The organism is Streptomyces sp. NPDC059224 (assembly GCF_042754285.1).
Taxonomy (GTDB): Bacteria; Actinomycetota; Actinomycetes; order Streptomycetales; family Streptomycetaceae; genus Streptomyces.
This window is the reverse complement of record NZ_JBHZAN010000073.1, coordinates 4,751-28,532: the sequence shown is the minus strand read 5'-3', so window position 1 is coordinate 28,532 and position 23,782 is coordinate 4,751. Positions and strand designations below refer to the sequence as shown.

Below are 23,782 nucleotides of genomic sequence, written 5' to 3'. Positions count from 1 at the left end.
TCGTTGTGTGTGTCCCCATCTAGTTGTGTGTTCTAAATTGATCCTGCCCCGTTCAGGGCCCCTCAATCTCCGGTGTTCTTTTTTGGCGGCCCCACCCGGTCGGGTGGCCCGCACAACACGTGATGCCGGTACCGGTGCGATCAGCGGCCCAGGGCTCGGCGGCCGCGCCCCTGCGAGAGGACCGGCAGGTTCTTGGCCGGCGCCTGGGAGCGCGTGTCCTCTTCGAGACGCAGGGCGAGCGCCGGGCAGCGGCGTACCGCACGCAGCGCCTTGGCTTCCGCGAAGCGCGGGACCTTCGCCTGCGCCACCGTCGGGAAGCCGTCCGCGCCCAGCTCGAACACCTCAGGGAGGATGTCCGCGCACAGGCCGTGGCCCCGGCACAGTGTCCAGTCGACGTAGATCTTCTGACGGCTGCCGCTGCTCTCCTCGGGCTCTGCGCCGCCCGGAATGCCGGTCGGCGTCTTGCCGTCCTCGAAGAGCGGCAGAACGCCCTCCACGGGCCGTCCGCAGCCGTTTCCGAGGACATGCGCGGCCAGGTCGTCGGTGAACGCCTTGATCGTCGATTCCAGGAACATCGCGGAGCCGTCCGGGTGCGAGCACGCCCCGCGCCGCTTCACGTTCTTGGCGACCTGCTTGAGCGCCTCCAGAGCGGCCGGTCCGCCGCCGTTGAGGATGTCCTCCATGCCGCGCGCGGCCGCCGGCAGACCGAGGTAGCAGGGACCGCACTGTCCCGCGCTCTCCTCCGCCAGCCACTGGGCGACCCGCAGCGACTCGCCCAGCGGGCACGTCTCCTGCGTGATCGGCAGGATCGCGCCGGCGCCCAGCGCACCACCCACCGCGTCCAGGGAGTTACGGGAGACGATCGCCTCGTTGACCGTCGCCGCGTCGATCCACTTGCCGTGGTAGCCGCCGGTCAGCACGCCCTGCGGCACCGGCGGGGCGCCGGCCAGTTGCAGGACGTAGCGCAGCGGCACACCCGTAGGCACCTCGATCACCATGGGGCGGGCGACCGCACCGGAGACCGTCAGCATGACGGTGCCCGGCTCGTCGTACAGGCCGGTGTTGCCGTAACGCTCCGGGCCGATCCGGGCGGCGATCGCCAGCTGCGCGAACGTCTCCGCGTTCGACAGCAGCGTGGGCGCGCCGCCGACCCCGTTCTGGGAGGCGCTCGTCTTGCGGCCGGGCGGGATCGCGGGGCCGCCGTCGATCGAACGGACCAGCGACGCGGCGGCACCGGTGACCATACGGACCGGGTTGCGCTGCACGAACGCCTTGAGGGCCGAGCGGCGGCCGGTGCTCAGGCCCCGTTCGGCGAGGGCCTGCTCCATCGAGCGCTGCGTGGACTCCCGGGTTACCCCCACCACGAGCGTGCGGGCACCCAGCGCCTCGGCGCACAGCAGCGCGCCGTCCAGGATCAGATGCGGGGCACGGTTGATCAGCACCGTGTCCTTGCGGCAGGCCGGCTCGTCCTCGCTGCCGTTGACGACGACCACCGGCCGGACGCCGCGCTTGATCGCCGCTTCGGCCACCGAGCGCAGCTTTTTGTGGAAGGGGAAGCCCGCGCCGCCGCGGCCCTTCAGGTTGATGCGTTCGGAGAGCTGCGCGAGCTGCTCCCCACCCAAGGGCTCAAGCGGCCCATGCACCTTGAGGTGCATGGGCAGATCGAGTCGTTCGACAAGGTCGAAGCCCGACGTGAGCTGCGGAAGGCCGACCACGCGGACTTCTGGTACGTCGGGCAGGGCCTCGTTCACCTATAGCCTCCGGAAGGCGTGTTCCAAGGTTCGCCCGAGCCCGGTGCGTCGTAGGACGCGCCGGGCGGTGGTTCGTTGGCGGGACCACTGTTGTACGTGTCATTCGAGTTGTACGTGCCATAGCGGGCGTTCGTCTCACCCGTGTCGTACACATCACGTCCGCCCGTTCCGGCCGCGCCCGGATTGCCATAGACCGGGATGCTGTATCCGGTGTCCTGGAGCGGGTCGTACGCCGACGGCGGCGCCTCGCCGACCGGCGGCGGGGACGGGACCGGCCAGGTGCCCGAGGTGCTGCCGGGGCCGTCCATGCGCGGGAAGGCCTCAGTGGGCTGCATGTCGAGCCGCTCCATGCGCGCGGTCTGTCCGGCGGCGAACGGCGACTGGGGCTGGGGCTGCCCGGGCGAGGAGGTGGCCCGGTAGGCGGCAGCGAAGCCGGAGGCGGGGTCGGGGGCGGGCGCTCCGGACGGGAACAGCGGGTTGGACCGCGGGGCCGAGGCGTTGGCCCGGGAGGACCTCGGTTCGCGTTCACGTCCGCCGTCGTAGCCCGGCATCCCGGACTCGCCCACCCGGGCGCGGCTGGCGTCCAGCTCGTCCAGGTCGGGCCGCTCCGAGCTGCCGAGGACGGAGACGAGACGGTCGGCGACCTTGCGCTTGAAGGGGCGCGGGGCGGCGCGCAGCGCGAGCGCGCCCATCACACCGACCAGGCACAGCTCGTACGAGATCATGAAGAAGGGCTTCGCCGCGCGGCCCGCGAACAGGCCGTGGATGAGCGCGGCGCACCAGGCCGGGTAAGCCAGCATGTGCATGGCCCGCCAGCGGGCCGCCACCACGGCGGGCGCGGCGAAGTTGCTGCGCAGGGCGCCGGTGACACCTACGAAGATCATCAGCAGTCCGGCCAGCGAACCGAGCCCGATCAGGCCGGCGCTTCCGGTGATGCCGAGCGAGAACGGGATGATCGCGGCGATCACCACGGTGTGATCGAGAGCGATCTTCGTGACGATGTGCACCAGCAGGAACGCGATCGAGGCGACCGCGGTCGTCCGGTGGACCGCCTGGCCGACGATCCGCTGGCGAGTGTTGAGGAAGATGCGGTCCTGTGCGATCAGGCCCCAGATAACCGAGCAGCTCAGCGAGACGAGCGACAGTACGCCCGCGCCGAAGTTCAAAAACGATTGGAACTGGCTGCCTCCGGTCAGCACGACCACGGGTATGAGCAGCAGAACGACAGCGGACGCCACCCCCCAGGCCGAACGGCCTGGCTTGGGGAGCGAGCTGTTACTACGACGAGGGTTCATGGGGGCAACTCCGAGCAGTTCGGGAAAGCGGTCCCGGTGCCGCAGCCTAAGTGGCGCCATACCGATCAGTACGAGGTTTGAGTTATTGCGTTGTTATCAAAGGGCAATGTGGGTCTTGTGATGTCCCTTAGTGGTTGTTACGCGAAGTAAGTTTTGAACCTGGTTCAACTCTCGTCCCGGTTGTCGCCTTGGACATACGTGTCAACCGTTGATACGTAAGCGCGTCGCGGCTTGCTCAAGTGCTGCGGTACCCTGACGCCATGCGTGCCGTACGCCTTCTGCTTAGCGGGCCGCGCTGATCAGTCCCGACCGCCGGACCAAACGGCCGGTCGGCATCGGCGCGGCGTCCCCTCCTGTGCGAGGGGATTTTTCGTTTCTAGAAAGTCACAGCCGCAGGCAGAGACGATCGATGGAGCTTTGAGGATCATGAGCGAGACGAACCCCGCTGCCGCCGCCACGTCGGCGGAGGCCGCGCCGCACCGCTACACGGCCGCCCTGGCGGCCGAGATCGAGGCACGCTGGCAGGACTTCTGGGACGCCGACGGCACCTACGCCGCTCCCAACCCCAAGGGTGACCTGGCAGGCGATCCCGAGGTGGTCGCCAGGCCCAAGAAGTTCATCATGGACATGTTCCCGTACCCGTCCGGGGCGGGGCTGCACGTCGGCCACCCCCTGGGCTACATCGCCACCGATGTCTTCGCCCGCTTCCAGCGGATGAACGGCCACAACGTCCTGCACACCCTCGGCTTCGACGCCTTCGGCCTGCCCGCCGAGCAGTACGCTGTGCAGACCGGCACGCACCCGCGTGTCTCCACCGAGTCCAACATCGAGAACATGAAGGCCCAGCTACGCCGCCTGGGCCTGGGCCACGACAAGCGCCGGTCGTTCGCCACGATCGACCCGGACTACTACAAGTGGACCCAGTGGATCTTCCTGCAGATCTTCAACTCCTGGTACGACGACGAGGCCAACAAGGCCCGCCCGATCTCCGAACTGATCGCCCAGTTCGAGTCCGGTGAGCGTGCCGTACCGGGCCACACGCGCGCGTGGAACGAACTGACCGCGACCGAGCGCGGCGACGTCCTGGGTGAGTTCCGGCTGGCCTACGCCTCCGACGCGCCGGTCAACTGGTGTCCCGGCCTGGGCACCGTGCTGGCCAACGAGGAGGTCACCGCCGACGGACGCTCCGAGCGCGGCAACTTCCCCGTCTTCAAGGCCAAGCTGCGCCAGTGGAACATGCGCATCACCGCCTACGCCGACCGTCTGCTGGACGACCTGGAGGCGCTGGACTGGCCCGAGGCGATCAAGCTGCAGCAGCGCAACTGGATCGGCCGCAGCGAGGGCGCCCGTGTCGACTTCCCGATCGACGGTGAGAAGATCACCGTCTTCACCACGCGCCCCGACACCCTGTTCGGCGCGACCTACATGGTGCTGGCCCCCGAGCACCCGCTGGTCGACACGTTCGTCCCGGCGGCCTGGCCCGAGGGCACCCACGACGTGTGGACCGGCGGCCACGCCACGCCCGCCGAGGCCGTGTCCGCGTACCGCGCGCAGGCCGGCGCCAAGTCCGATGTTGAGCGGCAGGCCGAGGCCAAGGACAAGACGGGCGTCTTCACCGGCGCGTACGCCACCAACCCGGTCAACGGCGCCAAGGTGCCGGTCTTCATCGCCGACTACGTGCTGATGGGCTACGGCACCGGCGCGATCATGGCCGTGCCGGCCGGCGATCAGCGCGACTTCGAGTTCGCGCGCGCCTTCGAGCTGCCGATCGTCTGCATCGTCGAGCCGACCGACGGTCGCGGCACCGACACCTCGACGTGGGAGGACGCCTTCGGCTCCTACGACGCGAAGATCATCAATTCCTCCAACGACGGCATCAAGCTGGACGGCCTGCCGGTCGCCGAGGCCAAGGCCCGCATCACCGAATGGCTGGCCCGCAAGGGCATCGGCGAGGGCACCGTCAACTTCCGGCTGCGTGACTGGCTGTTCAGCCGTCAGCGCTACTGGGGCGAGCCCTTCCCGATCGTCTACGACGAGGACGGCGTCGCCCACGCGCTGCCCGAGTCGATGCTGCCGCTGGAACTGCCGGAGGTGGATGACTACTCGCCGCGTACGTTCGACCCGGAGGACGCGGACACCCAGCCCGAGACGCCGCTGTCGCGCAACGAGGAATGGGTCAACGTGACCCTGGATCTGGGCGACGGGCCGAAGAAGTACCGCCGTGAGACCAACACCATGCCCAACTGGGCGGGTTCCTGCTGGTACGAGCTGCGTTACCTGGACCCGCACAACGACCAGCAGCTGGTCGACCCGGAGATCGAGCGGTACTGGATGGGTCCGCGCCAGGGCATGCCGCACGGAGGCGTCGACCTGTATGTCGGCGGCGCCGAGCACGCGGTGCTGCACCTGCTGTACGCCCGTTTCTGGTCGAAGGTCCTGTACGACCTGGGGCACGTCTCGTCCGTCGAGCCGTTCCACAAGCTGTTCAACCAGGGCATGATCCAGGCCTACGTCTACCGCGACGGCCGCGGTTTCCCGGTACCCGCCGCCGAAGTCGAGGAGCTGGGCGGCGAGTACTACCACCAGGGTGAGAAGGTCACCCGGCTGCTGGGCAAGATGGGCAAGTCCCTGAAGAACGCGGTGACTCCGGACGAGATCTGCGCCGAGTACGGTGCCGACACACTGCGCCTGTACGAGATGGCGATGGGCCCGCTGGACGTCTCCCGGCCGTGGGACACGCGCGCGGTGGTCGGCCAGTTCCGGCTGCTGCAGCGGCTGTGGCGCGTCATCGTCGACGAGGCGACCGGCGAGGCCACCGTCACCGACGCCGCTGCCGGCGAGGAGACGCTGCGCGCCCTGCACAAGGCGATCGACGGCGTCCGCCAGGACCTGGAGGGCCTGCGTTTCAACACCGCCATCGCCAAGGTCACCGAGCTGAACAACCACCTGACCAAGGCGGGCGACGCGGTGCCGCGTACGGTCGCCGAGTCGCTGGTGCTGATGATCGCTCCACTGGCCCCCCACATCGCCGAGGAGCTGTGGCGCAAGCTGGGCCACACCGACTCGGTCGTGCACCGGGACTTCCCGGTCGCCGACCCGGCCTACGTCGTCGACGAGACCGTGACCTGCGTCGTGCAGATCAAGGGCAAGGTCAAGGCTCGCCTGGAGGTGGCGCCGGACATCTCCGAAGAGGAACTGGAGAAGGTGGCCCTCGCCGACGAGAAGGTCGTCGCGGCACTGGACGGTGTGGGTATCCGCAAGGTGATCGTCCGCGCGCCGAAGCTGGTGAACATCGTCACGGCGTAACGGCCGCAGGCCGCCTCCGGGCGGTCCCCTACGGGCAGGTTCGGGGTTTTTCTGGAACTCCGGGCCTGCCCTTTGCGTTTACCGTTGAAGAGGGCGGCCGCCCCTGCCGTGCTCGGAAGCGGTCGGGAGACCGGGAGCCGAGGAGGAGCACCGTGGAAACAGTGATCGCCGTATTCGCCTTGCTCTTCCTGCTTTTCGTCGCGGGCGGGGCCTACGTCACGTTCAAGGCGGTCGGCGCCGCCAAGCGCGGTGTGGACCGTACGATCACACAGGCCCGGCGGACGGTCGAGGACCACACGCTGCGCGCCAGGTCCATGGTCCAGATCGGCCCGGCGGCCGAGATCGCCCAGTTGCGGCTCAGTCTGCGCACCTCGATGCGTGCCACCCAGGACGCGCTGGACGCGGGCGTCGCCGACGACGAGTCGCTGAAGGAGTCTCTCGGCCTCTTCCAGCGGCTCAGCGCGCACGGCCAGGAACTGGACGGCGACCTCAGGCGCCTGGAGACCGAGCCGGACCGGGCCACGCTCGCCGCGCGGCTGCCCGAGCTGCGCCGGCGCACCACACGCATCACCGAGTCCGCGGACGCGCTGCGGTGGGCGGTGCGTGACCGCGCCCACCGGTTCGCCGACGACGATCTGGACACCCTGAGCACGCAGATCGGTGTCGAGGCGGACGCCCTGCGGCACTGGACCCGTCCCGCCCCCGCGCCCGGAACCCCGCCGTGGCCCGAGGCCGCCGCCGGCCAGGGCGACCGCCAGACCTGGCCCGAGGCGCCCCGGTCCACCCCGGCCGCAGACCCGGCACAGCCCGCGATCACGCCGTCGGGGCGGCGTCCCGCCTACCCCTGGCAGAAGAAGCCCCGGCCGGAGAGCACCACTTGACAGGGCCGGTCCCGGTCACGGCGGGCGGGGGCGGGCTGCCGCCCCTGGGCTACGCCAGGTAACCTCCAGCTCATGTCCCGCCATGTCGCGATCGTCACCGATTCAACGGCCTACCTGCCGCCGCGGACGATGGAGCGCCACGGCATCACCGCGGTTCCCCTGACCGTGGTCCTCGGCGACCGGGCGCTCGAAGAGGGCACTGAGATCTCGACCCGTTCCCTGGCCCAGGCGCTGCAGAAGCGGCGCTCCGTCACCACGTCCCGGCCCAGCCCCGAGGTGTTCGCCGAAACGTACCGCAAGGTCGCCGAGTCCGGTGCCGACGGCATCGTCTCGCTCCACCTGTCCGCCGAGCTGTCGGGCACCTATGACGCGGCGGTCGTCGCGGCCCGTGAGGCACCCGTCCCCGTGCGGGTGGTGGACACCGGGATGGTGGCGATGGCGCTCGGTTTCTGCGCGCTCGCGGCGGCCGAGGCCGCCGAGGCGGGCGGCACGGCCGACGAGGCCGTCACGGCTGCGGAGAAGCGCGCTGCCGGCACCTCGGCGTACTTCTACGTCGACACCCTCGACTATCTGCGCCGCGGCGGCCGTATCGGCACGGCCCAGGCGCTGCTGGGCTCCGCGCTCGCCGTGAAGCCCCTGCTCCAGCTGGACGGCGGCCGGATCGAACTCCTGGAGAAGGTGCGAACGGCGTCCCGGGCCATCGCCCGTCTCGAGGAGCTGGCCGCCGAGCGGGCGGGCGGCGCCGAGGTGGACATCGCCGTCCACCATCTCGCCGCTCCCGACCGGGCCTCGGCCCTCGCCGACCGGCTGCGGGCGCGGGTGCCGGGGCTGGCCGAGCTGCACGTGAGCGAGGTCGGTGCGGTGATCGGCGCACACACCGGACCCGGGCTGCTCGGGGCGGTCGTCTCCTTGCGGTGACCTGTGGACCAGAGGGCGGAAGCCTCATGGTTCTCACTCGTGCGAGTGGTGAAGTTATCCACAACCGGCCCGTTGTCCACGGAACTTGACCAAGATCATCGCGAATCGGCGGCTGCCGCCATCCTCGTCGCATGGCACTTCGATCACGCTCACACGAGACACATGCGACCAGTGGCCCGGGCCGGGGCCCCACCTCCGACGGCCGTACCCGGAACCGTCGGCCCGCGGTCCGGGCCCGTACCCGGCGCCGCCCGGCTCCCGCGGAGGAACTGCGCCACCGGGCCCAGCTCCTCTTCGGCGAACGGGGAGTCACCCGGCCGAAGCCGGGGCACGGGCCCCCGCACACGGAGACGGTGACCGGTACCGGTGCCGCGGCCGGACTGACCGCCGCCACCTCCGGGGTGCGCGCGGCCGCGTCCGGCGTGCGAACCGCCGCGGCCGTACTGTCCACGGCGGCGGCCGTGATGTCCTCGGCCCGCGCGCTCGCCGACGAGAGCACGGCCCTGCGCCGACCCGCGCTCCCCGGGCTCCGAGCCCGGGTCGGGGTCGCCGTGCGGGAGCGGATGCCGGTGTGGCTGCAGACCCGCTGCGGGCTGGAGCGCCGGGGAGCGGTCGCCCTCGGGGTGGTACTCGTCGTGGCCGGGGCCCTGGCCGTGCAGCACTTCTGGACGGGCCGGACCGAGTCGGTGAGCGCGCCGGAGGTGGTGCGCGCCGAGGCGCCTTACGAGAAGAGTGAGGAGAAGGTTCCGGCCGCGGGCACCACTGCCGTCGCGGGGCCCGGCGCCCCGGCGGGGCCCGGCGGCGAGGTCGTCGTGGACGTCGCGGGGAAGGTCCGTGAGCCGGGGGTTCACTCCCTGCCGGCCGGGTCCCGGGTGACCGACGCGCTGCGGGCGGCGGGCGGGGTACGGCCCGGTACGGACACCGGCGGACTCAACCGTGCCCGATTCCTCGTGGACGGCGAACAGATCGTCGTCGGGGGACCCGCCCCGCCGGCCGCTCCGGGGCAACCGGCAGGCGGTGTTGCGACGGGAACGGGCCCGTCCGCCCCAATCTCCCTGAACACGGCGACCGTGGAGCAGCTCGACGCCCTGCCCGGCGTCGGCCCGGTGCTGGCCCAGCACATCGTCGACTACCGGACCGAGCACGTCGGTTTCCGCTCGGTCGACGAACTCCGCGAGGTGAAGGGCATCGGCGACCGCCGCTTCTCCGACCTGCGGGATCTGGTACGGCCATGAGCCCCGTGACCGACGGAGCGCCGCCAGGGTCCGGGACCGTGCGCCGGGCCGGGCACGCCGGCTCGGGCAGGCGGCTCGGGATCGCGCACCCCCGGCAGGACTCGGCGGCGGATCTGCGGCTGGTGGCGCCCGCGCTGGCCGCCTGGGCGACGGCCGCGCTGACCCTGGACGCTCCGGCGGCGTGGACGGCCGGGACCGTCGTCACCAGCCTGGTCGCCGGACTCGCCCTGCTGTGGCGGAGCCGCGCGAGCCGTTGGCCCCTCTCTGTGACCGGCAGCCCTTCGGCTGTAGGGCCCGGCACCCTGACCGGCAGCCCTCCCGGCCTCGGATCCGGCTGGGTGGCCGGTAACCGGAGGGCCCTCGGGTCCGGCTCGGCGGCCGGTAACCTTCCGGATCTCCGGCCCGGCAGGGTGTCCGGCAACAGCATCCCGTCAACCCTCCGGCCGACCTGGCGGAACGCCTCCGCCGGCGCTCTGCTCCTCTGTGTCGCCGGGGCCGCCGCCTCCGCGGGCCTGCACGGGGCGGATGTGCGCCGGGGGCCGGTGCCCGAGCTGGCCCGGGCCTACGCGACCGTGACCGTGGAGGTGGAGCTCACGGGCGACCCGTGGGTCAGCAGGCCGCGTGTGCGAGGGGACCACGCCACTCCGGTCGCCGTGCTGGTGCGCGGGGAGGTACGGCGGGTGGAGAGCGCGGATGGGACGGCGGTGACGACGCGGTCACCGGTGCTGATGGCTGTCGACCCCGGGGTGCGGGCGCCCGGTGGCGGTGGCCGCGCGCAGTGGCTCGGCCTGCTGCCCTCCACGCGGCTGCGGGTGAGCGGGCGCCTGGCACCGGCGACGGCCGGAGGGGACCGTACCGCGGCGATGCTGCGGGTGCGGGAACACCCCGCGCCGGTGGTGGTGGGTGAGCCCAGCGGCCCGCAGCAGCTGGCCGGGCGGTTGCGGGCCGGACTGCGGAAGGCGACCGACGGGCTGCCCGAAGACCCGCGGGCGCTGTTGCCCGGACTGGTCGTCGGGGACACCTCGCGGATCACGCCCGAACTGGACGAGACCTTCGAGGAGACCGATCTCGCGCACACCCTCGCGGTCTCGGGCAGCAACCTCACCGTCCTGCTCGCCCTGCTCATCGGTCCGCCGGGACTGGCCCAGCGGGTGGAGCGGCGCGGCCTGGCCCCACGACTGGGGCTGTCGCTGCGATCCACTGCGCTGTCCGCGTCGGCACTCACCCTCGGATTCGTGGTGGTGTGCCGCCCGGACCCCAGCGTGCTGCGGGCCGCGGTCTGCGGAGCCGTCGCCCTGCTCGCCCTGGCGACCGGCCGCCGCAGGTCCCTGATCCCGGCGCTGGCGACGGCGGTTCTGCTGCTGGTGCTGTACGACCCGTGGCTGGCCCGCAGTTACGGATTCCTGCTGTCCGTCCTGGCCACCGGCGCGCTGCTGGTACTGGCGCCCGGCTGGAGCGAGGCGCTGCGGCGGCGCGGGGTGCCGAAGCGGGTGGCCGAGGGACTGGGTGCGGCTGCCGCCGCGCAGGCGGTGTGCGCGCCGGTGGTCGTGGTGCTGTCGGCGCGGGTGAGTCTGGTGGCGGTGCCGTGCAATCTGCTGGCCGAGATCGCGGTCGCGCCGGCCACGGTGCTGGGGTTCGGGGCGCTGGTGGCGGCCCCGGTGGCGATGCCCTTGGCCAAGGCGCTGGCGTGGTGCGCGGGTTGGCCCGCCGGGTGGATCGCGGGGATCGCCCGGACCGGGGCCGCGTTGCCGGGTGCGGGCGTGGACTGGCCGGGGAGCTGGACGGGGGCGCTGCTGCTGGCCGGGGCCACGGTGGTCGTCGTACCGCTGGGGCGGCGGTTGCTGCGGCATCCGTGGTGGTGCGGTGCGTTCGGGCTGTTGCTCGTGCTGTTGGTGGTACGGCCGGTTCCCCTGACCCGGGTGATCACGGGCTGGCCGCCGCCCGGCTGGCGGCTCGCGATGTGCGACGTCGGACAGGGCGACGCGACGGTGCTCGCGGCGGGCGCCGGTACGGGCGTGGTGGTGGACGCCGGGCCCGATCCGGCGCTGGTCGATCGCTGTCTGCGTGAGCTCGGCATCACCCGTGTCCCGCTGGTCCTTCTGACCCACTTCCATGCCGATCACGTCGGCGGGCTGCCCGGGGTGCTGCGCGGACGGACGGTGGCGCAGATCGAGACGACCGGGTTCGAGGAGCCGGCGGAGCAGGCCGAGTTCGTACGCAGGGAGGCGGCCGAGCACCGGATCCCCGTCACGCGCGCGGTCGCCGGGGAGCGGCGCAGCACCGGTGGGCTGGACTGGCAGGTGCTCTGGCCACCCCCCGACCCGGCACCGTTGCCCGACGGTCCGAATGACGCCAGTGTCACCCTGCTGGTCCGTTCGGCCGGGCTGCGGATGCTCCTGCTCGGAGACCTCGAACCCCCGGCCCAGCAGGAGCTGCTGAGATCACCGGCGGCCGCCGAACTTGGGCGGGTGGATGTCCTGAAGGTGGCTCATCACGGGTCCGCGTATCAGGATCCGCAGCTGCTGCGGCTGGTGGCGCCCCGCGTGGCGCTCATCTCGTGCGGGGAGGACAACCCGTACGGCCATCCGGCGCCGGACACGGTGACGCGGCTCCGGGACGCGGGCGCGGTGGTGCTGCGGACCGACCGGGACGGGGCGCTCGCCGTGACCGGCGGCCGTGCCGGGCGGGAGGCGGGGAAGCTGGCGGTGGCGCGAGACTGAGGGCATGAACTCGCTGAACAGCACGCAGGTCGACGCCTACCTCCACCGGCTCGGGGCCGCCCGCCCCGCCCGGCCCACCGCCGAGGCCCTGCGTGACCTGCATCTGAGACATCTGCGGACCATCCCCTTCGAGAACCTGTCCATCCACCTGGGCGAGGAGATCGTGCTGGCGGAGGAACCGCTGCTGGACAAGGTGGCGGGCGCGGGCCGGGGCGGGTTCTGTTACGAACTCAACGGCGCCTTCTCGGTGTTGCTGACCGCGCTCGGTTTCGAGGTGGCACTGCTGGCGGGCCGGGTGTACGGCGAAGAGGGGCGGCTCGGCATCCCCTACGACCATCTCGCGCTGCGCGTCAGGGCGGTGGACGGCGGTGAGTGGCTCGCCGATGTCGGGTTCGGGGCGCACAGTCACTACCCGCTGGCATTCGCGGAACGGGGTGAGCAGGAGGATCCGGGCGGCACGTTCCTGATCACCGGGGCCGCGCCGGACGCGGCCGGGGCCGGGCGACAACCGGGTGCGCCGGCCGGGGACCTGGACGTGCTGCGGGACGGGAAGCCGCAGTACCGGCTGGAGGTCCGGCCGCGGGTTCTCGGGGACTTCACGGCCGGGGCGTGGTGGCACAGCACCTCGCCGTCGTCCCACTTCACGCAGTCGCTGGTGTGTTCCCGGGTCACCGAGGACGGTGGGCGGATCACGCTCGGCGGGCGGACGCTGACGGTGACGGCGGCTGACGGGGCCCGTGAGGTACGGGAGTTGGAGGGTGACGAGGAGGTGCTGCGGGTCTACCGGGAGCGGTTCGGGATCGACCTGGACCGGGTGCCCGCCGTTCGAGATCCACGGAACGCCGACCGCAATGGCTAATTCGGACACCTGAGGAGAACACGTCACTACCGGCTCGTAGCAGGCTGCTCATGGGTAGTTCCGGCAGATGCGCCGGATTCCCGTGATGTGGTCTCGTGTTGCACCGAAAGCCGCATCAGTGATCGAATGTTTCTTCGGTAACTGATGGTGGCGGAGCGTACAGGGGTGGCGTTGATGTTCGGCGGCTTGAGGGGAAACCGAACGAACCGGGTGCAGCGGACGAGTCCCCTCGCGGCAGTGCAGACTCCACCCGACGCCGGGGTGCTGAGCTGCCGGGTGCTCGACCCGGTCAACGAGCCGGTGACAAAAGCCGAGTTCACGGTCAGTGACACCCTGGGGTGCACGGTGGTGAGCGGGGGTGTGGATCCCTACGGGTCGTTCGTGACCGCCGTGCCGGCCGGGGAGTACCGGCTCGCGGTGTCCGCCGAGGGATTCAGGCCGTACCGGGCCACCGCGCAGGTCGGCGAGAACAGCCTCGCCTCGCTCGGTGACATCACCCTCCAGGTCGCCCGGCCGCCGGAGCTGCCGGCGCCGGGGGAGTGGGAGATCGAACCGACGCATTCCTCCATCGCCTTCACCGCCCGGCACATCGGACTGGCACGGATCCACGGGCGGTTCAACTCGTTCGCGGGCGCGGTGCGGATCGCCGACCCGGTGGAGCGGTCCGCCCTGCACGTCGTGATCGACGCCGCGACCATCGACACCGGCGTGCGGATGCGGGACGACCACCTGCGCTCGGTGGATTTCCTGGACGTGGTGCGGTTTCCGACGCTGGAGTTCTACGGCGACCGGTTCGCGCACCGGGGCGGGACCAGGTGGGGCGTCACCGGGGCGCTGTCTCTGCACGGCGTGACCCGGACGGTCACCCTCGCACGGAGTACCTCGGGCTCGGCAACGGCATGGAGGGCGAGGTGCGGGCGGCCTGCCGGGCCACGACCGAACTGCACCGGGACGACTTCACCGTGAGCTGGCAGACGATGCTGGCGCGCGGGATCGCGGTGGTCGGACCGAGCATCCGCGTCGACCTCGACGTGCAGATCGTACCCAAGGGCTGAGCCGCCCGCTCCTGCTCCGTCCTGCTCGTTGCGGCCTGCGGCGGTAGCCGAGAATGGTGCCGTGAGCGATGTGAGACATGTGCTGGTGCTGCCGGACCGTGATGCCGCGGAGGAAGCCGCCGAGGCGCTCGGGGAGCGCTTCGGTATCCGTGAGGAGCCGCGGCTGGTGCGGGACGCGCTGGCGGGGGAGGACGACGCCGAGGACGCCCAGTGGCTGGTGCTGCTGAGGGATGCCGAGGGGCGACTTGACCCGGCGGAGCTGGACGAGTTCGCCGGCGAGTGGGAGGGGTGGCGGGAGGAGCCGTAGCGGGTACGCGCGGCCCGTTGTCAGTGGGCCGTGGGATGCTGGGCGAGATGGCAAAGAAGACTGCTGATGACGATCCGCTCGCCCCGTTGACGCTCGCCGTGGGGCAGGAGGAGCTGCTGCTCGACCGTGCCGTGCAGCAGGTGGTGGCCGCTGCCCGGGCCTCCGACGCCGACACGGACGTGCGGGACCTGACCCCGGACCAGTTGCAGCCCGGCACGCTCGCGGAGCTGACCAGCCCGTCGCTCTTCGCGGAGCGCAAGGTCGTCGTCGTACGCAACGCGCAGGACCTGTCCGCCGACACGGTCAAGGACGTGAAGGCATACCTCGGGGCGCCCGCCGAGGAGATCACGCTGGTGCTGCTGCACGCGGGCGGGGCCAAGGGCAAGGGGCTGCTGGACGCGGCACGCAAGGCCGGGGCGCGGGAGGTCGCCTGCCCGAAGATGACCAAGCCGGCGGACCGGCTCGCGTTCACCCGGAGCGAGTTCCGCGCGCTGGGACGCTCCGCCACGCCCGAGGCCTGCCAGGCGCTCGTCGACGCCATCGGCAGCGATCTGCGGGAGTTGGCCTCCGCCGTGACCCAGCTCGCCGCCGATGTCGAGGGCACCATCGACGAGGCCGTCGTCGGGCGGTACTACACCGGACGGGCCGAGGCGTCGAGCTTCACCGTCGCCGACCGGGCCGTGGAGGGGCGCACGGCTGAGGCGCTGGAGGCGTTGCGCTGGTCGCTGGCGACCGGGGTCGCCCCGGTGCTGATCACGAGTGCGCTCGCGCAGGGGGTGCGGGCGATCGGGAAGCTCTCGGGTGCGCGGGGCGGGCGGCCCGCCGATCTCGCGCGGGAGCTCGGTATGCCGCCGTGGAAGATCGACCGGGTACGGCAGCAGATGCGGGGCTGGACGCCCGACGGGGTGGCGGTGGCGCTGCGGGCCGTCGCCGAGGCCGACGCGGGCGTCAAGGGCGGCGGGGACGATCCCGAGTACGCCCTGGAGAAGGCCGTGGTGACCATCGCGCGGGCGGCGCGGTCGCGAGGCCGGGGATAACGGACCGGGCCTGCGGCAGGGGGCTCGGAAATGCCGGAAGCCCCGGCGTCCGCCCTGGGGAAGGGCGGAATGCCGGGGCATCGGTTCAAGCTTTTCGAGCCCGTTCCCGCGTGGCGAACGCAGGCCGCGAACAGGCTCTGGGGGCCGGTCGGGGGCGGATGAGAGAGGGCCCGCCCGGGTCCTTCCGGCGTCGTATCAAGTGTCAGCCCTGGAGGGACGCGACCTTGGAAGCGAGCGCCGACTTCTTGTTGGCGGCCTGGTTCTTGTGGATGACGCCCTTGGAGACGGCCTTGTCGAGCTGACGCGCGGCAGCGCGCTGGTACTCGGTGGCCTTCTCGACGTCACCCGCGGCAGCGGCCTCACGGGCCTTGCGGATCGCGGTCTTCAGGGAGGACTTGACGGCCTTGTTGCGCAGCCGAGCCTTCTCGTTGGTCTTGATCCGCTTGATCTGGGACTTGATGTTCGCCACGAAAGAGCCTTTTCAGGTTCTGGTGCGGGACCGTGCAGATCCCGTACCGGTGATTTCTCGAAGACGTGCCTCGTGCTGAGAGGGCATGAGACACAGCTGCCCACACTAGCAGCGGGGCGGGGAACCGCCCAAACCGGTCCCCGGTCCCCCGTCATGGGACCATGGAGGCTACGTATCGATCCGACCCGAGGCATAAGGCGCCTCAAGAGACAGGACCCTGCGTGCCCGCGACCCCTAAGAATGTGCCCGAGCCGAGCCGTACCGACCCGGCTCTGATCCGCAATTTCTGCATCATCGCGCACATCGACCACGGCAAGTCCACGCTCGCCGACCGGATGCTCCAGCTGACCGGTGTGGTCGAGCAGCGGCAGATGCGTGCTCAGTACCTCGACCGGATGGACATCGAGCGCGAGCGCGGAATCACGATCAAGTCCCAGGCGGTGCGTCTGCCCTGGGCCCCGACCGAGGGCCCCGACCAGGGCAGCACGCACATCCTCAACATGATCGACACCCCGGGGCACGTCGACTTCACCTACGAGGTCTCGCGGTCGCTGGCGGCCTGCGAGGGGACCGTCCTCCTCGTCGACGCCGCCCAGGGCATCGAGGCGCAGACCCTCGCCAACCTCTACCTGGCGATGGAGAACGACCTCACGATCATTCCCGTGCTCAACAAGATCGACCTGCCGGCGGCACAGCCGGAGAAGTTCGCCGAGGAACTGGCGAACCTGGTCGGCTGCGAGCCGGACGACGTGCTGCGGGTCTCCGCCAAGACCGGCCTCGGCGTCGACGCCCTGCTGAACAAGGTCGTCAAGGAGATCCCGGCTCCGGTCGGCGTCGCCGACGCGCCCGCCCGCGCGATGATCTTCGACTCGGTCTACGACTCCTACCGCGGTGTCGTCACCTACGTCCGTGTCATCGACGGCCAGCTCAACAAGCGCGAGCGCATCAAGATGATGTCGACCGGCGCCACCCACGAACTGCTGGAGATCGGTACGAACTCGCCCGAGATGCTGGGGGCCGACGGCCTCGGCGTCGGCGAGGTGGGCTACCTGATCACCGGTGTGAAGGACGTCCGGCAGTCCAAGGTCGGTGACACCGTCACCAGTCAGCAAAAGGGAGCCACGGAGGCCCTCGGCGGCTACAAGGACCCGAAGCCGATGGTCTTCTCCGGTCTGTATCCGCTGGACGGCTCCGACTACCCGGAGCTGCGCGAGGCCCTCGACAAGCTGCAGCTCAACGATGCCGCGCTCGTCTACGAGCCGGAGACCTCCGCTGCCCTCGGCTTCGGCTTCCGCGTCGGTTTCCTCGGCCTGCTGCACCTGGACGTGATCCGGGAGCGACTGGAGCGCGAGTTCGGGCTCGACCTGATCGCGACCGCCCCGAACGTGGTCTACCGCGTCGTCATGGAGGACGGCAGCGAGCACACGGTCACCAATCCGAGCGAGTTCCCCGAGGGGAAGATCGGCGAGGTGTACGAGCCGGTCGTGCGCGCCACCATTTTGGCGCCCAGCGAGTTCATCGGCTCGATCATGGAGCTGTGCCAGACCCGGCGCGGCACCCTGCTCGGGATGGACTACCTGTCCGAGGACCGTGTCGAGATCCGGTACACGCTGCCGCTCGCGGAGATCGTCTTCGACTTCTTCGACCAGCTGAAGTCGAAGACGCGCGGTTACGCGTCACTGGACTACGAGCCCACCGGCGAGCAGACGTCCAGCCTGGTCAAGGTCGACATCCTGCTGCACGGCGACAAGGTGGACGCCTTCTCGGCGATCACGCACAAGGACGCGGCGTACGCGTACGGGGTCCGGCTCGTCGCCAAGCTGCGCGAGCTCATCCCCAGGCAGGCCTTCGAGGTCCCCATCCAGGCGGCCATCGGCTCCCGGGTGATCGCCCGCGAGACCATCCGCGCCATCCGCAAGGACGTCCTCGCCAAGTGCTACGGCGGCGACATCTCCCGCAAGCGCAAGCTGCTGGAGAAGCAGAAGGAAGGCAAGAAGCGGATGAAGATGGTGGGTTCCGTGGAGGTTCCGCAGGAGGCCTTCATCGCCGTCCTGAGCAGTGATGACAGCGCGGGATCGGCCAAGAGCAAGAAGTAACCACCGGTAACAATCGGCCGCGGCCGCAAAACGGGTACAACAGGGGTCCGCCGTACGAAAGTGCGGCGGACCCCTACGCGTGCGTAGCGTCGCTCTGCGTGGAACATGCGGGGAAACAGACAGGCCGGTGCCCCTTACGTACGGGCCGATCGCGGCTTACTCTGATCCCTGCTCCATAGTTACTCGCGAGTTAAACAAGTAGCGCGAACCGCACCGTGAGTGAACCCAGCCGCACTGAGCCAGCCGCACCGTCGCGGGCCCCCCGGAGGATGTCGTGAGCGACACGCAGACACTGATCGAGAACCGTCCGCCGTCTGTGGCGGCCCTCTTCCTGGAGCGTGTGGCGGCCACACCGGACGCCGAGGCCTATCGGTACCCGGTGCCGGCAGCCTCCGGCCAGGGCCCGGACGACTGGAAGTCGCTGAGCTGGGCCCAGGCGGCCGAGCGTGTCTACGCGATCGCGGCCGGCCTCATCGAACTCGGCATCCAGCCCGAGCAGCGGGTCGCCCTCGCCTCTTCCACCCGCGTCGAGTGGATCCTCGCCGACCTCGGCATCCTGTGCGCGGGCGCGGCCACCACGACCGTCTACCCGCAGACCAACGCCGAGGAGTCGGCGTTCATCCTGTCCGACTCCGGCAGCCGGGTGCTGATCGCGGAGGACGCGGCACAGGTCGCCAAGGCCGTCGAGAAGCGCGCCGAGCTGCCCGAACTCACCAAGGTCGTCGTCATCGACCCGGCCGGCGCGGAGACGGGCGACTGGGTTCTCACCCTCGCCGAGCTGGAGGAGCGCGGTGCCAAGTACCTCGAGAAGCACCCCGAGCTGATCAAGGAACGGGTCGGCGCGATCACCAGGGACCAGCTCGCCACGCTCATCTACACCTCCGGCACCACCGGCCGCCCCAAGGGCGTACGGCTGCCGCAGGACAACTGGTCGTACATGGCGAAGGCGATCGCCGCGACCGGGCTGGTCGGCGCCGACGACGTGCAGTACCTCTGGCTGCCGCTCGCCCATGTCTTCGGCAAGGTGCTCACCTCAGGGCAGATCGAGGTCGGTCACGTCACCGCCGTCGACGGCCGCGTCGACAAGATCATCGAGAACCTTCCGATCGTGCAGCCGACGTACATGGCCGCCGTGCCGCGCATCTTCGAGAAGGTCTACAACGGTGTCGCGGCGAAGGCCCGTGCCGGCGGCGCGGCCAAGTTCAAGATCTTCCAGTGGGCGGCCGAGGTGGCCCGCGAGTACGCCAAGGCCACCCAGGACAACTTCCGCCGCACCGGCTCCGCCACCGCGCCCTTCGGGCTCACCGCCAAGCACAGGGTCGCCGACGGGCTCGTCTACTCCAAGCTGCGGGAGGCCTTCGGCGGGCGGCTGCGTGCCTGTGTCTCCGGGTCCGCCGCACTGGCACCCGAGATCGGCTACTTCTTCGCCGGCGCCGGGGTGCACATTCTCGAGGGCTACGGTCTGACGGAGTCCTCCGCCGCGTCCTTCGTGAACCCCGGCGAGGCCTACCGCACCGGTACGGTCGGCAAGCCGCTGCCCGGCTGCGAGGTACGGATCGCCGACGACGGGGAGATCCTGCTCCGCGGTCCCGGCATCATGCAGGGCTACCACGGGCTGCCGGAGAAGACGGTGGAGGTCCTGGAGGCCGACGGCTGGTTCCACACCGGTGACATCGGTGAGCTGTCCCCCGACGGCTATCTGCGGATCACCGACCGCAAGAAGGACCTCATCAAGACGTCAGGCGGCAAGTACATCGCGCCCGCGGAGGTCGAGGGACAGTTCAAGGCGGTCTGCCCGTACGTCTCCAACATCCTCGTGCACGGCGCCGACCGGAACTTCTGCACGGCCCTGATCGCCCTCGACGAGGTCGCGATCCTGGAATGGGCCAAGGAGAACGGCCTGGACGGCAAGTCCTACGCGGAGGTGGTGGCCGCGCCGGCGACCGTCGAGATGGTCGACGGCTACGTCAAGCAGCTCAACGAGGGGCTGCAGCGCTGGCAGACCATCAAGAAGTTCCGGCTGCTGCCCCGGGACCTCGACGTGGAGCACGGGGAGATCACGCCGAGCCTGAAGGTGAAGAGGCCGGTCGTCGAGCGCGGCTACAAGCACCTCATCGACGAGATGTACGCGGGGACGCGCGAGGCGTAGGGGTCTCGGCGTCAGGTGCCGGCGCGCGGGGGCTGGTCGCGCAGTTCCCCGCGCCCCTGCGGCCGTATCAACTGGTGCAGCTCAGCGACTTCGGCCCGCAGCGCCGGCGTGTCCAGCGGGCCGTCTCCCGACAAGTGGTCCTCCAGGACCTCCAGGCGTTTGCTCAACTCGCCGAAATCAGCCTGTTCCCGCGTCAACAGTGCCTGCAACTGCTGGTTCTTCCTGTGCAGCTCCAAGAACACGTTGACCTTCGCCCGCAGTACCCACGGGTCGAAGGGCTTGGTCAGATAGTCCGCCGCGCCCGTCGCGTAGCCGCGGAAGGCGTATCCGGCGTCCTCCTCCGCTCCCGTCAGGAAGATGATCGGGACGTCCTTGGTCTGGTCGAGGCGTTTGATGTTCGCGGCCGTCTCGAAGCCGTCCATGCCCGGCATGCGGATGTCGAGGAGGACCACGGCGAAACGGCGTCGCAGCAGGGCCTTCATCGCCTCCTCGCCGGAACGCGCCCGCACTATCGGCTCGTTCAGTGATCCCAGCACGGCCTCCAGCGCGATCAGATTGTCCTCCATGTCGTCGACCAGAAGGATGCCGGCCCGTTCGTCAGTGATCATCGCCCCGTCCGTTCCTTGTCGGCGGTTTCGTCGCCTTCCGTGCTGTCGGGGTCCAGAAGCGCGCAGACGACGGTGAGCAGCCGGTCGATGTCGACGGGTTTGGGTACGTAGTCGTTGGCGCCGCGCGCGATGGACTTCTCCCGGTCGCCGGGCATCGCCTTCGCCGTCAGCGCGACGATCGGCAGGCCGGTCCAGCGGGGGGCGCGGCGGATGGCGGCGATGGTCTCGTATCCGTCCATCTCCGGCATCATGATGTCCATCAGGACCAGTTCGACGTCCGCGTTGCGTTCAAGGGTCTCGATGCCCTCCCGGCCGTTCTCGGCATACAGCACGGGCATGCCGACGCGGCCAAGGACGTGGGTGAGCGCGAACACGTTGCGGATGTCGTCGTCGATGATCAGGACGCGGCGGCCGGGCAGGATCTGACCGGCGCGGCCGGACTGCCAGGCCTCCATTTTGGCCGGGGCCGGCCAGGAGTCGTCGGTGTCGGGGGTACCGGGCCTGGCGGGGTCGGGGGCCGGCAGGGTGCGGTCCTCGGTGGTGGGGCCCGCCGCCGTGTGGCCGGGGCTGACGACCGGGACGTACAGCGTGAACGTCGAGCCCTTGCCCTGTTCGCTGGCCGCGACGATACGGCCGCCGAGAAGGCCGGCGATCTCGCGGCTGATGGACAGGCCGAGGCCGGTGCCGCCGTACTTGCGGTTCGTGGTGCCGTCGGCCTGCTGGAACGCCTCGAAGATCACCGGGATCTTCTCGGCGGCGATCCCGATGCCGGTGTCCGTCACCTCGAAGGCGATCACCTCGTCGCTGCCGTGGACGTAGCGCTGGTCGGGGTCCTTCACCCGGGCGACCCGCAGTTCCACCCGCCCCTTGGCGGTGAACTTGATCGCGTTGGAGAGCAGGTTGCGCAGGATCTGTTGGAGGCGCTGTTCGTCGGAGTGCATCTCGCGCGGTACGTCGTCGCCGACCGTCACCTCGAAGGCCAGGCCCCGGTCCAGGGTCAGCGGACGGAAGGTGGCGTGGACGTAGTCGAGGAGTTTGATCAGCGGCAGGCGTTTGGGGCGTACGTCCATCCGGCCCGCCTCGATCTTCGACAGGTCCAGGATGTCGTTGATGAGCTGGAGGAGGTCGGAGCCGGAGCGGTGGATCGTCGTCGCGAACTGGACCTCCTGGTCGGACAGACGGCCGTCCGGGTTGTCGGACAGCAGCCGGGCCAGGATCAACAGCGAATTCAGCGGGGTGCGCAGTTCGTGGGACATGTTCGCCAGGAACTCCGACTTGTACTGGGAGGACGTCGCCAGCAGGGCGGCCTTCTCCTCCAGTTCCGCGTTCGAGCGCTGCAGTTCCGCCTGTTGTTTCTGGAGTTCGTCCGAGCGTTCCTGGAGTTGCATCGCCAGGCGTTGCGACTCGCCGAGCAGGGATTCCGTACGGGAGTTGGCGATGATCGTGTTGATGGCGACGCCGATGGTGTTGACGAACTGGTCGAAGAAGGCGAGGTGGACGTCGGAGAAACGGGAGAAGGAGGCCAGTTCGATCACGCCGAGGAGTTTGTCCTCGAAGAGGATCGGGATGATGACGATCGTCGTCGGCGACGCTTCCCCGAGCCCACTGTTGATCTTGATGTAGTCCGGCGGTGCCTCCTCGACGAGGATCCGTGTCTTCTCGTGGGCCGCCTGACGGACCAGTCCGTGCACCGGCAGGCCGCCCGTCTCGACGATCGCGCCCTGTGCCGAGCCGTAGCCGGCGATGAACGCCAGGCCCTTGGCCGGTACGGCCGTCCGCACGGCGGCGCCGTCCTCGTCCGGGTCGGCCAGGAAGAACGCGCCGTACTGGGCGTTCACCAGCGGGGTCAGCTCGCGCAGGATCAGGTCGGCGACCTCCATCAGGTCCCGGTGTCCCTGCATCAGCGCGGCGAGCCGGGCCAGGTTGGACTCCAGCCAGTCCTTCGCGCGGGTCGTCTCGCGCAGGTTGGCCACCATCAGGTTGATGTTGTCCTTCAGTTCGGCGACCTCGCCCTGCGTCTCCACCGTGATCGACCGGGACATGTCGCCCTGGGCCACCGCCGAGGCGACCTCGGCGATCGCGCGGACCTGGGTGGTGAGGTTGAGGGCGAGTTCGTTGACGTTGGTCGTCAGACGCTTCCAGGTGCCGTACACGCCCTCCACGCGCGCCTGACCGCCCAGTTGGCCCTCGGAACCCACCTCGCGGGCCACACGGGTCACCTCGGACGAGAACGACGACAGGGTGTCGACCATCGTGTTGATCGTCGTCTTCAGTTCGAGGATCTCGCCGCGCGCGTCCACGTCGATCTTCTTCGACAGGTCGCCCTGTGCCACGGCCGTCGCCACCTGGGCGATGTTGCGCACCTGTGAGGTGAGGTTGTCGGCCATGTAGTTGACGTTGTCGGTCAGGTCCCGCCAGACGCCGGAGACGCCGAGCACCTGGGCGCGCCCGCCCAGCCGGCCGTCGGTGCCGACCTCGCGGGCCACGCGGGTCACCTCGTCGGCGAAGGCCCGCAACTGCTCCACCATCGTGTTGACGGTGTCCTTCAGTTCGAGGATCTCGCCGCGTGCGTCGACGGTGATTTTCTTCGAGAGGTCGCCGTTGGCGACGGCCGTCGTCACCTGGGCGATGTTGCGGACCTGGGACGTCAGGTTCAGCGCCATGAAGTTGACGTTGTCGGTGAGGTCCTTCCAGACTCCGGACACGCCTCTGACCTGCGCCTGGCCGCCGAGGTTTCCTTCGGTGCCGACTTCCCGGGCCACCCGGGTGACTTCGTCGGCGAACGCGGAGAGCTGGTCGACCATCGTGTTGATCGTCGATTTCAGTTCGAGGATCTCGCCCTTCGCCTCCACGGTGATTTTCTTGCCGAGATCGCCCTGGGCGACGGCCGTGGAGACAAGAGCGATGTTGCGGACCTGGGACGTCAGGTTGTCGGCCATGAAGTTGACGTTGTCGGTGAGGTCCTTCCAGACTCCGGACACGCCTCTGACCTGCGCCCGGCCGCCGAGGTTTCCTTCGGTGCCGACTTCCCGGGCCACCCGGGTGACTTCGTCGGCGAACGCGGAGAGCTGGTCGACCATCGTGTTGATCGTCTAC

Annotated in this window: 14 protein-coding genes and 2 pseudogenes; 11 read left to right on the top strand and 5 right to left on the bottom strand. The window is 70.1% G+C overall.

Going from position 1 to position 23,782, the window contains the following annotated elements; translation table 11 throughout:
• Positions 1-140: 140 nt before the first annotated feature.
• Both ACFXI4_RS43510 and ACFXI4_RS43505 read right to left on the bottom strand, forming a co-directional pair.
• Positions 141-1,751, bottom strand: a complete 1,611-nt coding sequence (locus ACFXI4_RS43510) for an NADH-ubiquinone oxidoreductase-F iron-sulfur binding region domain-containing protein (protein WP_362720836.1) — start codon at positions 1,749-1,751, stop codon at positions 141-143.
• Positions 1,748-3,046 carry a cytochrome b/b6 domain-containing protein gene (locus tag ACFXI4_RS43505; RefSeq protein WP_385002942.1) on the bottom strand — a complete coding sequence of 433 codons (1,299 nt, stop codon included), beginning with the start codon at positions 3,044-3,046 and terminating at the stop codon, positions 1,748-1,750. The genes ACFXI4_RS43510 and ACFXI4_RS43505 overlap by 4 nt, the downstream gene beginning before the upstream one ends.
• Positions 3,047-3,472: 426 nt before the next feature.
• On the opposite strand from ACFXI4_RS43505, the gene leuS reads away from it, so the two are divergent.
• From leuS to holA, 9 genes and pseudogenes are all read left to right on the top strand, one after another.
• Positions 3,473-6,352 carry a leucine--tRNA ligase gene (gene leuS, locus ACFXI4_RS43500; RefSeq protein ID WP_385002939.1) on the top strand — a complete coding sequence of 960 codons (2,880 nt, stop codon included), beginning with the start codon at positions 3,473-3,475 and terminating at the stop codon, positions 6,350-6,352.
• Between the two features lie 152 nt (positions 6,353-6,504).
• The gene (locus ACFXI4_RS43495; RefSeq protein ID WP_385002936.1) at positions 6,505-7,233 is read left to right on the top strand and encodes a hypothetical protein; all 729 of its coding nucleotides are present in this window, start codon (positions 6,505-6,507) and stop codon (positions 7,231-7,233) included.
• Positions 7,234-7,305: 72 nt separating this feature from the next.
• Positions 7,306-8,151, top strand: coding sequence for a DegV family protein (locus ACFXI4_RS43490; RefSeq protein WP_385002933.1), 846 nt, complete (start codon positions 7,306-7,308; stop codon positions 8,149-8,151).
• 131 nt (positions 8,152-8,282) lie between these two features.
• Positions 8,283-9,386, top strand: coding sequence for a helix-hairpin-helix domain-containing protein (locus ACFXI4_RS43485; protein WP_385002930.1), 1,104 nt, complete (start codon positions 8,283-8,285; stop codon positions 9,384-9,386).
• The gene (locus ACFXI4_RS43480; RefSeq protein ID WP_385002927.1) at positions 9,383-12,106 is read left to right on the top strand and encodes a ComEC/Rec2 family competence protein; all 2,724 of its coding nucleotides are present in this window, start codon (positions 9,383-9,385) and stop codon (positions 12,104-12,106) included. Before ACFXI4_RS43485 ends, ACFXI4_RS43480 begins: the two co-directional genes overlap by 4 nt.
• A 13-nt stretch (positions 12,107-12,119) precedes the next feature.
• Entirely contained in the window at positions 12,120-12,965 is an 846-nt protein-coding gene (locus ACFXI4_RS43475; RefSeq protein ID WP_385002946.1) for an arylamine N-acetyltransferase, read from the top strand.
• A 174-nt stretch (positions 12,966-13,139) separates the two neighbouring features.
• Positions 13,140-14,020, top strand: a pseudogene (locus tag ACFXI4_RS43470) (YceI family protein).
• 61 nt (positions 14,021-14,081) lie between these two features.
• Positions 14,082-14,327 carry a hypothetical protein gene (locus ACFXI4_RS43465; RefSeq protein ID WP_385002924.1) on the top strand — a complete coding sequence of 82 codons (246 nt, stop codon included), beginning with the start codon at positions 14,082-14,084 and terminating at the stop codon, positions 14,325-14,327.
• A gap of 47 nt (positions 14,328-14,374) precedes the next feature.
• Positions 14,375-15,364: a DNA polymerase III subunit delta gene (gene holA / locus ACFXI4_RS43460; protein WP_385002921.1), complete on the top strand. Its 990-nt coding sequence runs from the start codon at positions 14,375-14,377 to the stop codon at positions 15,362-15,364.
• A 202-nt stretch (positions 15,365-15,566) separates the two neighbouring features.
• Here holA and rpsT read toward each other — a convergent pair whose 3' ends face one another.
• Complete coding sequence (rpsT, locus tag ACFXI4_RS43455; protein ID WP_133041041.1) at positions 15,567-15,833, bottom strand: 30S ribosomal protein S20; 267 nt, start codon at positions 15,831-15,833, stop codon at positions 15,567-15,569.
• 221 nt (positions 15,834-16,054) lie between these two features.
• Between rpsT and lepA the strand changes: the two genes are divergently transcribed.
• The gene (gene lepA / locus ACFXI4_RS43450) at positions 16,055-17,929 is read left to right on the top strand and encodes a translation elongation factor 4 (protein WP_385002917.1); all 1,875 of its coding nucleotides are present in this window, start codon (positions 16,055-16,057) and stop codon (positions 17,927-17,929) included.
• Between the two features lie 274 nt (positions 17,930-18,203).
• Complete coding sequence (locus tag ACFXI4_RS43445) at positions 18,204-20,078, top strand: AMP-dependent synthetase/ligase (protein ID WP_385002914.1); 1,875 nt, start codon at positions 18,204-18,206, stop codon at positions 20,076-20,078.
• Between the two features lie 11 nt (positions 20,079-20,089).
• On the opposite strand, the gene ACFXI4_RS43440 is transcribed toward ACFXI4_RS43445, so the two are convergent.
• Both ACFXI4_RS43440 and ACFXI4_RS43435 read right to left on the bottom strand, forming a co-directional pair.
• Positions 20,090-20,686 carry a two-component system response regulator gene (locus ACFXI4_RS43440; protein ID WP_385002911.1) on the bottom strand — a complete coding sequence of 199 codons (597 nt, stop codon included), beginning with the start codon at positions 20,684-20,686 and terminating at the stop codon, positions 20,090-20,092.
• Positions 20,683-23,778, bottom strand: a pseudogene (locus tag ACFXI4_RS43435) (HAMP domain-containing protein); the annotation flags it as partial. The gene ACFXI4_RS43440 and the pseudogene ACFXI4_RS43435, both read right to left, overlap by 4 nt.
• Between the last annotated feature and the right edge of the window lie 4 nt (positions 23,779-23,782).